Origin of the sequence: Okeania sp. SIO2B9, assembly GCF_010672505.1 — a bacterium.
Lineage (GTDB): Bacteria > Cyanobacteriota > Cyanobacteriia > Cyanobacteriales > Microcoleaceae > Okeania > Okeania hirsuta.
On sequence record NZ_JAAHGK010000050.1, the window covers coordinates 1 to 12,982 of the forward strand.

8 protein-coding genes are annotated in these 12,982 nt (G+C 37.2%); 4 read left to right on the forward strand and 4 right to left on the reverse strand.

The window, feature by feature from the left end:
- Positions 1-217 precede the first annotated feature (217 nt).
- The 3 genes from F6K13_RS03590 (at position 218) to F6K13_RS03600 (ending at position 3,894) form a co-directional block, all read left to right on the forward strand.
- Positions 218-478 carry a DUF5132 domain-containing protein gene (locus tag F6K13_RS03590; RefSeq protein ID WP_124144737.1) on the forward strand — a complete coding sequence of 87 codons (261 nt, stop codon included), beginning with the start codon at positions 218-220 and terminating at the stop codon, positions 476-478.
- Between the two features lie 330 nt (positions 479-808).
- Positions 809-1,849, forward strand: coding sequence for a J domain-containing protein (locus F6K13_RS03595; RefSeq protein WP_124144736.1), 1,041 nt, complete (start codon positions 809-811; stop codon positions 1,847-1,849).
- A 188-nt stretch (positions 1,850-2,037) separates the two neighbouring features.
- Entirely contained in the window at positions 2,038-3,894 is a 1,857-nt protein-coding gene (locus tag F6K13_RS03600; RefSeq protein WP_124144735.1) for a tetratricopeptide repeat protein, read from the forward strand.
- Between the two features lie 10 nt (positions 3,895-3,904).
- Here F6K13_RS03600 and F6K13_RS03605 read toward each other — a convergent pair whose 3' ends face one another.
- Together F6K13_RS03605 and F6K13_RS03610 are read right to left on the reverse strand one after the other, a co-directional pair.
- The gene (locus F6K13_RS03605) at positions 3,905-4,117 is read right to left on the reverse strand and encodes a hypothetical protein (RefSeq protein WP_287239104.1); all 213 of its coding nucleotides are present in this window, start codon (positions 4,115-4,117) and stop codon (positions 3,905-3,907) included.
- Between the two features lie 329 nt (positions 4,118-4,446).
- Positions 4,447-5,346: a response regulator gene (locus F6K13_RS03610; protein ID WP_287286828.1), complete on the reverse strand. Its 900-nt coding sequence runs from the start codon at positions 5,344-5,346 to the stop codon at positions 4,447-4,449.
- Between the two features lie 376 nt (positions 5,347-5,722).
- Between F6K13_RS03610 and F6K13_RS03615 the strand changes: the two genes are divergently transcribed.
- On the forward strand, positions 5,723-9,352 hold the full coding sequence (locus tag F6K13_RS03615) for an ATP-binding protein (protein ID WP_287286830.1): 3,630 nt from the start codon (positions 5,723-5,725) through the stop codon (positions 9,350-9,352).
- A gap of 450 nt (positions 9,353-9,802) precedes the next feature.
- Here F6K13_RS03615 and F6K13_RS03620 read toward each other — a convergent pair whose 3' ends face one another.
- The gene (locus F6K13_RS03620) at positions 9,803-12,178 is read right to left on the reverse strand and encodes a calcium-binding protein (RefSeq protein ID WP_124155737.1); all 2,376 of its coding nucleotides are present in this window, start codon (positions 12,176-12,178) and stop codon (positions 9,803-9,805) included.
- A 471-nt stretch (positions 12,179-12,649) separates the two neighbouring features.
- The gene (locus tag F6K13_RS03625) at positions 12,650-12,862 is read right to left on the reverse strand and encodes a hypothetical protein (RefSeq protein ID WP_124155738.1); all 213 of its coding nucleotides are present in this window, start codon (positions 12,860-12,862) and stop codon (positions 12,650-12,652) included.
- Between the last annotated feature and the right edge of the window lie 120 nt (positions 12,863-12,982).

Genomic DNA, 12,982 nt, shown 5'->3' on the forward strand with positions numbered 1-12,982 from the left:
GATCAGCGGTTTCAAATTAGAGAAATTTAATTTAGGAGAATGACTTATGAGATTGGGCTACAGTTAAAGATAAAAATGAAAGCTGTAGATAATCTAACAAATTTAGTAAATAAAGCTAACTCTAACTCTACAACAAAACCTCCACAATAAATAGCAAAATTCTACCGAGAAAAACTTGAAATACTCGTAACCTTAAGTAAAAAAAAGGAAATCAATTATGTCAAGTCTACTGAAAACAGTTAAGCAGATTAATGTATTAGCTTTAATATTTAATTTGAGTTCGGTATCAGTAAACTCGAGGGTGAATCCAGTACAAAAGTCTATTGCTAAGACAATTATTAAAAGCGGGACCAGACTTTATGAAAATGGTAAAGCAACTTTAGCTGAAATTGGAGAAATAGTTAATACTTTAGTAGTTGAAGTAAAGACAGAAAAAATCACAGCAGCGCAAATGGTAAAAGTTTCTGTTAAAGACTAATATAAATAAAAAGCATATTGTTGGTAAATTCTGTTGGCAACAGGGGATGTTATCCCCTGTTTTTTTTGTGTTAATGATTTTGAGTAATTTGGTAAGAAACAATTTCCATCTTAGCTTTTTGAATCAATTAGAGATACTATAGCACTACGTAAATAGGTTAGGACATTTATAAATGCTCAAACTCAGTCAGATATTACTTTTAACTTTTAACTTTTGACTTTTGAGTTGCGCGTAGCGCTATATATTCTTACTCAGATGACACATTGAGTAAATTACGATAGACTGTAAAAGATTAAATTACCAAAGTTTTTATTATTATACTTACTATCTATGCCAAGAAAAACTAAAAAAACAGCAACTTCTAATTCTCTACCTCAAGAAAATGCTTTATCCTTCTCTTCCATTCACGCTAGGATTGATTTTCTCAACGAAAAGCATAAAAAACTTCTGAGCAAAATCAAACGTAAAAAAACTGAGTTGTCTAACCTGACTCAACAAATGCAAACACTCACTCAAGAAGTGCGTCAAAAAAGTAGACCATTGTATGACAAAATTAATAGTCTAGATCAAAAAATTCATGGGCTATTTGATAAAATTTTAAGTAATAAACTTTTAGGAAAACGTCAAAAGCAAGAAGTTATAGATATTTATCGAATCTTACAATTGACAGGTAAAATTTCTCCTCGCCCAGAATATTTTTCTCGGTCATCATCGACAAATTTTCAAGATGAAGATAGAGATGATTATGAACAGACAACGGAGAAAGATTTTTTTGGAGAAAATCATCATTACGATGAAAATGAAGATATTTGTCAACCACGTCCTAGTAGAGACCTGAGAAAAATATTCTTAAAATTAGCCGATAAATTTCACCCAGATAAAGCTAGGGATAATGAAACTCGTGTTTTCTATACTGAAATCATGAAAGAAATTAATATTGCTTATCAAAGTGGTGATCTAGCTCGGTTACTAGAGATTGAAAGAGATAAAAATCAAGAAAAAGTTAAGTTTTCCCAAAATGATAGTGAAAAAGAATGCGAACAATTAGAGAAAGAAATTGAACTATTATCTCAACAATATGAACAAGTTAAATCAGAGTTACGAGAAGTGAAAAAGACTCCTCAAGGAAATATGGTAAAACAGTATCGCAAAGCAAAGCGAAAAGGAGAAAATTTGATGGAAAATTTGGTTGCAGAAGCAGAAGTTGATCTAAATTCTTTGCAAGTATTGCATAATTTTGTTAAAGATTTTAAAGACCGGAAAATTACACTAAAAGAGTTTGTTAGAGGTCCTAATTCTGTAAATAGAGATGATATGGAAGATCTGATTAATGAAATGTTTGAAAAAATGTTTGTAGTGGTAAATGTATAAATTAACTTAATCGGTATTGTGATTGTATTTAAGAAGGAAGAAGGAAGAAAAAAGAAGGAAGAACCGAAGAAATTAAGGAAAGGAAAAGTGGATGGAGTCAAACCCCAACAAGCTTGTAGAAACTATAGGTGAAGTGGGTAGGAATGAAACTTATAAACGAAAAGATAAGTAATTAAAACGATTTTAAAATGACAGAATCTATTTCTTGGCAGGAACGCTATCTCAATTTAATTGACCACATTTTGGAAATTACTCTCAAAGGTCAAATTCGTTCTAAGGAACAAGTATATCAAATGCTGGTAAAAGAAATTAGTAGTGGTACGGGCGAAATTTTTGAACGTTGTTTTGATGAACGTCTGCAAACTGTCCAAAACCAAGTAGATACAGAAACTGATGAGTTAAAACAAGCAAAAGCTAATCGTCGTTTGCGAGCATTAAAAACTATTCAGGGAGAATGGGAGCGGTGGGAAAAACTAAATCAGACTCAAGAAGCGATCGCTTCGTCTGTACAAGAAATTATTAATGCTGAGTCTAGCGATCGCCTGACTACTTTATTCAATGCTATTGACCCTAACCAAAAACAACCTCTAACTCTCAATCAACTACAAAAACTGGCCCAAAATTTAGACGGACAAAAACTCCAAACTGCTGACCCTGATTTAGAAAAAGACTTGCAACAGTTTGCGACTGGTATTACTAAAGGTTTAGATGCTTGGCAACGACTGCAACCTTATTTGGTAAGTTGGATTTATGACCAAAGTAGGGGTCAATTAGGATTTGGTGGTACTCCCGAACAACGAGGACCGTGGATATTATGGGCAAAACAGGTAAATAGTTCTTTTCCAGAAGGTTTATTCAATACTATTGCTTTGGAAAAGTCGATTGTAGAATTTGCGAGTAAGGCGAGTATTGAAGCTAGTAATTTAGTTGAATTGGTATTAATTTTACAATGTTTACAAAGAGGATTAGTAGAATGGTTTGATAAGTTAATTTATGATGCTAAAGTAGGGGCAAAATTATCTATTTCTACTTTTTTAACTTTTGCTACTATTTGGTGTCAGTTAGCTAATGGTTTTCAAGCTAGACCTCGTTTAACTAATTCTTGTTTTCAGGTGGCATTGCAAATTTTTCGTGCCTTTTCTCAACAGGAATATTTTCCGCTCTATGGTGGGATTTTTGCTTCTTTTTCTGGAGAATATTTACAGAATGCTTTGAGTTATTTAGATGCTCCTTTGCAAATAGTTAAAGGTACTCAAGCTAAGGCAAGAATTTTAACTTTATTGGGTTATTCTCAGCAAACTTTGGGGGAAAATTTAAAGGCAATGGAATTTCATAAAAAAGCTTTAGAAATTGCCCAAGAAACGGAGGATAAATTCTGTGAAATTGCTAATCTTAATCATTTGAGTCGGACCTGTGTAGCGATGCAGGATTATAGTGAGGCAATTAATTATAGTCAAAGGGCGTTGATGTTTTCTCGACAAATAGGGGATAAAAAAGGGGAAGCTAATGCTTTGGCTAATTTAGGTTTTAGTGAAGTTTTCCAAGCTAGACAACAAGAAATGATGGAGACTGAGATTTATGAAAATGCGATTAATTATCTACAACAGGGTTTAAAGTTATCGGAAAGTTTGGGAGATGGTCAGAGTAAGTCTCTTTGTTTTAGTAGTTTGGGAATTGCATTTATGGTGTTAGAAAAACCCGAAGATGCACTGTTATATTTGGCGGGTGGTTGGCAAGCTGCTCAATATTCTGGGGATTTGTATTTGCAAGGTTTGAATTTGGCTTATCTTGCTCAAGCTTACTATAGTTTACAAAATTTGGAGCAAGCTATTTTTGCTGGTAGTTTGGGTATGTATTTGTTAGAGCAAATTGGTGCTAATGAATGGCGAAAAACTGCTGGGTTGATGGTTGTTTTGAAGGGGCAATTGGGAGAAGATTTTAATGAAATTTTAAATCGGAAACGGTCAGAAATTTTGCCAGTTATTGGGGTGGATGGTTATGATTATATCTCTGAACTTTTGGTGAAATATCAACAGTCTCTTTAGAGGCTGTTTGTCAATAATTAATAATTAATAATGAATAATTAATAATTACCTCAAATCCGTTTAATTGGACATAAAAAAAATCTTCAATCGCCATAACTACGTTTATCTTTGTAATTCTTTCTCCTCCTGACTCCTGACTTCCCCTCCCCTCCTGGGAGGGGTGAGGGGTGGGTTGGGAGGCGTTAGGGGTGGGTTGACTCCTGAGGACTCCTAACTTAACCATTCTATGGCTGTTTAACCGGATTTGATATTATAGCGCTGTGTGCAGGCAACAGGCAACAGCGGTGCGACCCCGCGACGACGCCAGTCGCAAGGGAATGCGCACCAAGAGAGGCAACAGGCAACAGGGGGAATAAAAAACCGATAATATAAGGCTTTTAGCTATTGGACAGTTCTTGTAATTTGTAAATATCCCAGCGCACATTGCTATACCTCTTCTGTAATAGAAGGATTGGCTAAAAGGATTTTTTTCTTCTCTTGGTCGATTGGATATGGCGAAGAGACCCGCCTAGAAATCAAAGAAGAGAACAAGAAAAAAGCGAAAAGAAGATATCAAGCATTATTCAACAATGAGTTTAAGGGGGGTGAAAAACCTTGATAGTCAGTGCTTTGTAACTTTTGTAGAGCTTGTTGTAACTGGTAGTTTTTCTTTTCTAACTCTTCTTGCAAACATTTAACTTGTAGTTGCAGATGTCTAACTTTTAATTGATTTTCAACTCTAGCTAATACCTCAACTGTTTTAAAAGGCTTGGTAATGTAGTCACTACCACCTACAGAAAAAGCTTTAACTTTATCCCAGGCTTCATCAAGAGCGCTAACAAAAATCACTGGAATATCTTTGGTTTTAGGATTTTCTTTAAGTTTTTGACAGACAATATAGCCGTCTAGCTGTGGCATATGAATATCTAACAATACCACATCAGGACATCCTACGGTAATCGCTTGTAATGCAATTACACCATTAATTGCTTGTTGTACTTCATATCCTTGTTCTTCCAGTAAATCAGACAACAGTTTGAGATTTTCTGGCTGATCATCCACCAATAGAATATTACCCTTCTCAGAAACTGAGAGAACTGGGGACAAGTCAACTGGAGACGAGGGAACTGGCGACAAGGAAACAGGTGAAAAAGACATAGACAAAGACGATTCAGGCACTTGTGGCTGATCAGGTATTTTTGTCTCTAGTTTTTTTTCTAGTATAGCTTTAATATTAGACTTAGTAATTTTTTTGCCCAAAACTTCAGAAAGAAGTTGCCAAAGTTTAGGTGCAATGTCTTGCTTCAAATATTTAGGAGAATAACCACATTCTTCTGCAATTTGATCGTAAGTCATTCTATTTCCTTGTAAAGTAGTCAGTAATACAGTACGCTGTAAATCACTAAAACTATTACCCATTTTTTCTTGTGTTAATTCTTCGGCTAATGCTAAAAGTTCTTCAAAATTGCTCATGGTAGTAAAACCCTTTTAAAGTAAATATCAACTTAGTATTTAAAATACTATAAATTTAGTATCCTAGCATTCCTAAATTCTTGCTGTTATTAATAACACTTTCTCATCAAAAGTATCTTTTTAGTTAGTTTTAGTGAAAGTCCTGATTTTTTTTTAAGGTCATTTTTGAGGATGCCCTTAGGTGTATTTCATACTTAACCTAAACTTAACTTAAACTTAACCTAAATTGATCTATACAAGTAAAGTAACTCTGAATAAAAAAATAGGGTCTTCCTGCCCTTTTTAAGAGGATCAAAAAAAATTAAATTCAGTATTTCAAACCTCCTATTTCAGATTTGAGGTACTGTTAACTGATAACTAATAACTGATAACTGAAATGACTCCAAGAAGGAGAAACTTTGGCTCAATTTTCTATAAAATGAACTGTAAAAAAACTACCCCAATCCCCAAATTGAGCATTCGCACTACCCTTGTAGTATCGTTTGTCATACAGATTGTTGCAGCGGTTGGGTTGGCCGGATGGCTCTCGTTTCGTAACGGACAAAAGACTGTGAATTCCTTGGCGTTACAATTATGTACAGAAATTGGTAATCGTATTGACCAACAGTTACAAACTTTTTTAAGTATCCCTCACTTAATCCATCAGAATAATCAAGCCGCAATTGCTCGCGGTCATATAAATGTACGAGATTTAACTGAATTAAGACGTTATTTTTGGCAGCAGCTACATATCTTTAAGTCAGTCACTGATATTGGAATTGGCAATGCTCAAGGGGAAATTGTTGCAGTTAGCTCTGTTGAAAATGTCACAGGTGTAGTCAGAGTATTAAATGCAACAACAGATGGGAAAATGGAAACATACGCTGTCGATCAGTCAGGGGAACCAACAACTTTAATCAAAGTTACACCATTTAACATAGATCAGCGCCCTTGGTATCAAGATGCAGTCAAGGCGGGCAAACCAGTATGGAGTGGAATTTTTCCCCGTTTAACACAGTCTGTATTGGCAATGAGTGCAGTACATCCCGTCTATAGCAAACAAGGTGATTTAAAAGGAGTTCTCTATATCCTGATGCACCTTTCTGAAATTGGAGATTTTCTCCAAAGTCTCAAAATTGGTAAAACTGGACAGAGTTTTATTATTGAATCAAATGGACTGTTGGTAGCGACGTCAACAGGGGAAATTCCTTTCCTTCAGACAGATACTTCCATAGAAAGAATTAAAGCTACAGACAGTAGCAATTCAATTACACGAGCAACCAGTCAATACTTATTAGGAAAATTTAGTGATTTCTTGGAAATCACAAGTTCTCAGCAAATTCGTTTTGAGATTGAGAATAAAAATTACTTTCTACAAGTTTTACCGTTTCGCGATGACAAAGGTTTGAATTGGTTAGTGGCGATCGTTGTACCAGAAGCAGATTTTATGGAACAAATCTACGCTAATAATCGTCAGACTGTTCTACTTTGTTTTCTGGCAATTGGTCTGGCTACGATCGCGTGTTCCTTGACTGCCGATTGGATTACCGCTCCCTTGAGAATTATATCCCAAGCTTCAGATGGACTAGCTCAAGGCAATCTCAAGCAGCAGATAGAACCCAGTTTATTTATTGAAACTAACATCCTGGTACAGTCTTTTAATAAAATGTCAAGGCAACTTGAGGAATCATTTGATGCCTTGCGTCAGAGTGAGATGACCAATCGTGCAATTGTCAACACCATTCCCGATTTGATGATTCACGCTAGAAGTGATGGGAGTTATATAAATATCATTGGTAGCAGTGAGCCATCAGGTGTTTATGGGGTAAAAGCATTTAAAGAAGGAAAAACTGTTAAGGAATCATTACCACTTGATTTAGCAGAAAGGCAAATGCACTATATTCAGCAAGCCCTAGCAACAGGTAAACTGCAAGTCTACGAGCATCAAATTATATTTAATGGTCAAATCCGGTATGAAGAGGTACGGATTATGGTTTTGGGGAAAGACGAAGTATTGGTCATGGTACATGATATTAGTCCTCGAAAGCAAGCAGAAAAAGCCCTGGAAAAAGCTAATCAAGAATTAGAGAAAGAAGTAGCACGACGGACAGTTTCTCTAATCGAAAGCCAAAGAACTTTGACTACTCTGATGAGTAATCTACCTGGGATGGCCTATCGTTGCCTCAATGACTCCAACTGGACTATGATTTTTGTCAGTCAAGGATGCTATAATTTGACTGGTTATTTACCTAAAGATTTAATAAAGAGTTCTCTATATGCTCAATTAATTCATCCCGAAGAGCGAGATAGACTCTGGCAACAGGTACAACAAGCGATCGCCGAAAAAAGACCATTTCGAGCAACTTATCGCTTAATCTCTCAGCAAGGAACAGAAAAATGGATGTGGGAACAAGGACGAGGAATTTTTAATCAAAAGGGAGAAGTACAATTTATTGAGGGTTTTATTACTGATATTACTGATTGGGTTAAAGCTAAGAAAGACCTAGAAAAAAGCAACCTAGAATTACGGGAAATTCTAGAGCAGCTAAAAGTAACTCAAGTCAAACTCCAAATAGCAAAGGAAAATGCAGAAACAGCAAACAAAGCGAAAAGTGAATTTCTAGCTAATATGAGTCATGAACTACGCACTCCCCTCAATAGTGTGATTGGCTTTACTCAAATTCTCTGCCAAGAGACCTCTTTCAAACCAGAACAACAGGAACGTTTGAGAATTATTAACCGCAGTGGGGAACATTTATTATCCTTAATTAACAATATTTTGGAAATGTCCAAAATTGAAGCAGGTCAAACCACCCTGCAAGAAACAGATTTTGACCTCCATGCTGTTCTTCAAGATCTGCAAAATATGTTTTGTCTCAAAGTTCAAAAAAAAGGAATTCAATTTGTATTAGATCCAGATTCCGATTTACCCCAGTATATATCTGCAGATGAGGGAAAACTCCGACAAGTCTTAATTAATTTAATTGGTAATGGGGTGAAATTTACAGACAAAGGAGGGGTAATTTTAAGGGCTAAGGTGGAGAAAGTTTCAGAAAATAACCAAGATCAACTTCTTCAATTAGAGGTAGAAGATACAGGTCCTGGTATTGCTGCAGAAGAACTCCATAAGTTATTTGTGCCCTTTGAACAAACTACAGCGGGGCATCAAATTAAAAAGGGCACTGGATTAGGGCTAGCCATTACTCAGAAGTTTATTAATTTGATGGGAGGAGAGATTACCACAACAAGCACTGTAGGTGTAGGGACTTGTTTTCAATTATCGATTCCCATTCGTGTGAGTAAAAATCAATATTTTCCTGAGACAGCAGAGAGAGGGAAAGTGATTGGTTTAGCGCTGGAACAACGAGAGTATCGTATTTTAGTGGTGGACGATCAGCCTGACAATCGTTTATTAATGTTAGATTTACTTGGTTCCAAGGGATTTTCGATTCAAGAAGCTAGCAATGGACGAGAAGCTACAGATATATGGAAAGTATGGCATCCCGATTTGATTTGGATGGATTTGCATATGCCTGAGATGGATGGATATGAAGCGACCAAAAAGATTAGAGAGTGGGAATCACAGTTAGAGCCATCTGCTGTAACCACAAAGATTATTGCTTTGACTGCTAGTGTGTTTGGAGAGCGAGAGTTAGTTCTAGCATCGGGTTTTGATGATTATCTGATGAAACCTTTTAAAGAAGAGGTTATTTGGCAGAAGATGAAGGAATATTTAGGAGTGGAGTTGATTTATCAAGAATTAGCGGAGGGTAATGGTCAGAAACTGGAAAAGACTATTTGTTGTCAAGAGCAAGAGCAAGTTAATTCAGAAGATTTACCAGTTATTTTAAAGGATATGTCTTCTGAATGGTTAGCTGAACTACATCAAGCTTCAAGTCAACTCCGGGGTAAAAAAGTGATGCAGTTAATTAAAGATATTCCGCCAGAAAAGGCTGTACTAGCTACCCAACTGCAAACTTTTGCAGATAACTATCAATTCGATCGGATTGTTCAATTGCTAGGTTAGGTTAACGAAGTCAGAAGTCAGAAGTCAGAAGCGAGTGTGTAATTCTGAGGGAACCTCAGAATGTAAGACACACTCAAGACAGTCAGAAGTTGTTTTTGTAACGGAGATTTATGCCCCGCTCCAAAAACATTTCGCCTTAAAAGTCCTTGCTCTAAACCCAATTATTTTGGTAAGAATTCTGAAGCCAGCGGATTTGATATACAGCGGTTTTCATTTGGGTAGACCACTGTAGGGGCGATTCACGTTTGCGCAGCATTCCGCAGGAAATCCCCCCTACAGGGTTTTTGTTATGACGATGTGGTTTATTACAGCGGTTTTCATTTCAGTAGACCACAGTAGGGACGTTCCATGGAACGTCCCTACTAGGTTTTGCTTGTGAATATGTGGTTCATCAATCTGAAAAGCGCTGTAATTTGAAAAGCGCTGTAAGTCCTGGTGTAGTTTTTTTACCTAATCTACTAGAGAAAGACTAGAGAAAACATTAAAGCCAAACTGATTTTCTAGAACTGCAATCACAGAACCATCAACCGATAATTCATTTGTTGAGGAATCAAAACTCACATCATTGACGCTACTGATACCATACACACTTTTATCTATCTCAATCACATCTCCTTCAGCATCACTAAAGTCGAGGATTCTGTCAATTCCACCAGTAGAAGTGTTTTTGTTGAAGACAAAGGTATCGTTTCCATACCCGCCAATTAATATGTCATCCTGGTTCATGCCTTCAAGTCGATCGCTTCCGTCTCCTCCTAGCATCACATCTTCGCCACCATTTCCTGTCAGAGTATCATTACCTTCACCAGCAGAAACATAATCTTCATATCCGAATGCCTTGAGACTGTCATTGCTCTCACTGCCGATGAGAACATCGACGACACGGTTTGCGCCAGTAAAGTCCTCTTTACCAATTAATTCAATATTTTTGAGGACAGTTACTACATCAGAACTAGAGATATTGTTCAAAGTAGCAACTTGCTCGCCGGAAAAAGAAAGAGTCAGATCGCTACCAGAGAGAGTGTAATCAAAGCTGATTTCTTGATTACCAGAAGGTTCAAAATACTCTTTAATATCAACCTGAATTTTATCAACTTCATCATTGACGAAATCTACGGTGTAGTCTGTAATAGTGTGATTTCCACCAGAGAGAACAAAGGTATCGTCACCACCATTTCCTGTTAGAGTATCGCTACCCATTGTTACTAACGGAGTGTTGAGCTGAACATCATTACCGTTTTCATCTACCGAATAGTTGCCTATTCCAGTTGATAAGATGTTATCATTATTGTCACCTTCAATATTGTCAGCATTATCGCTACCAACAATATTCTCAATATTGTACAATTTGTCTGTGCCACCAAACCCATTACTCGCACTAGCATAACCATTAGTAACGCTTGATAGATCAACATTAATAGCACCTGTAGAATCAAAATATGATGCCGTATCTGAGTCATTACCTCCATCTATATAGTTGTTACCAGCACCACCATAGAAGATATCGTTACCATTAAAGCCCCTGAATTCATCATTACCAGCATTTCCTGGTGAACTTGATGTTCCTCCTAAATCATCCAATTGGTATCCAGCAATAACATCATCGTGGTTAGTTCCATAGAAGTAGTCAGCATTGTTGCCACCCTGTAGATTCCATCCCGAATAGGCACCCAAAACCAGAAATTTATTACTTCCCAGGTTTTCTAAATCGCTAGAGTCGATATTCAAGGCAGTGCCACCTTCGGAACCTAGAGTTGCACCATTTGAATCAATGTAGATCGCGCTGTCTATCAGGGAACGTTGTATAGCATCTTCAGCGTTATTGTCATATGTAGTGGAACTATCACCAAAAACAGTCCCCGCATCCTCAAACTCAAGATCGGCAAAAATCTGAGTGCTGCTTGAGTTGTTATATTTGAAAGAAAGAGCATTGTCTCCATTGGTATCATCTGAGATATATACATCTTGGTTGACAGGGATAATGACGACATCTTCTCGGAAGTTGAAGTCAGCAATAGTAGCAGAAGCATCACTATCTGGTCGATCTAGTGTCGATGTCTGACCATTCATTATTCCCTTGATACCATCAAATATCATGGGAACAATTTCTTTAGCAATCTTAAATTGGGGAGCAAAAGCTGTGAATGCTAAGTCAGTGACATCCCCTGCCATACTCAAACCGAGGTTCGCCCAGTCTACGTTAAGACCGCCGCCAGTAGTATCGGCAGCTTCACCAAGGAAAAAGGTATCTGCACCGTTACCACCGTCTAGAACATCACTAGCTCCATCACCGAGTTCACCACTGTAGAGTAAATCTGCACCATCTTGTCCATAGAGAGTATCATTACCATCCTGGCCTAACATAATATCATGGCTACTTCCACCATACATCAGATCCGTACCATTTCCACCATACATCAGATCCATACCATTTTCACCATAGAGACTATCACTTCCGGCTCCACCGTAGAGGGTATCGTGACCATTTCCTCCTGCAAGAAAATCTTTTCCAGCATCTCTGCTCGCGTTAGTGAACTGTCCAGTCCTGAAAGAATATCCATCATCACTATCTGGAGATGTGCTTTCATCTCCACCATAGAGTACATCGTTACCAGTTCCCCCATAAAGAGAATCGTTCTCACCACGTCCAACTAATGTGTCCGCATCTCCGTTACCCCAGATAATATCTTCGTGATGCCACCTAGATGTATGCGAAGCCCCAGGGGCAAAAATAAAAAAGGTCTCACTGCTTGTCTGTCCTTCGATATGGTTGGCGTTGTCATTACCTGTTTGGATTCTTTCCTCGACATTCCATGATATTGTCATTGTTCTTTTCTCCTTTGTGTTTAATTTGTTTCTGTAGGAAGAGGTTCTTCTCTTTCCTTTGTTGAAACTATTATTGACTGAATTTTTGGAAAAGACAATACAGGAAAGTTCAGGAAAGTTCAGGAATTTTCAACCTGAATTTTCCTGAACTTTTAGAGGGGAAAATTTGTCTGGCAAATTTCAATTTTTCCGAGAGGTTGATGCAGCGATAATTCAGTCTAGGACTGGAAAGTAGCTATTTAGAGTAGATGTTAATTTAATTTTTTACAGGTATTTATTACTCAGTATTTTGGCGTAGATATACGCCAAATGTAGTACTATTTTATTCAGGAAAATTCAGTTTTATTCAGTGGCTGAAAAAATCAACAACAAATGTTTTATTAAGGTGGTCTTTAAGTATACAGCGCTTTTCAAATTGATGAACCACATCTTCACAAACAAAACTTTGTAGGGACGTTCCATGGAAAGTTCCTACTGTGGTTTACCCAAATGAAAACCGCTGTAAGTGCCTAGATGTCCCATAAATTCCATACAGGTTTGATGAAAAAGGGAGCGATCGCTCCTTATATCCACAAAGTCCGCTCCCACACCATTACTAATACCAGAGTCAAAGGTTAAAGTAATCTCTCCTGGTGGTACTCCTGCGTCTATTTGTTCTTGAGTTAGATCGCCGAGTGATATCATGTCCGGTAGCATCGGTCTTGTATAGCAAAGGTAAGGAAGAAGGAAGAAGGAAGAAGGAAGAAGAAAGAGGGAAGAGGGAAGAAGGCTACCCTCGCAAGAAAAAACCATCATTTCCTGTAG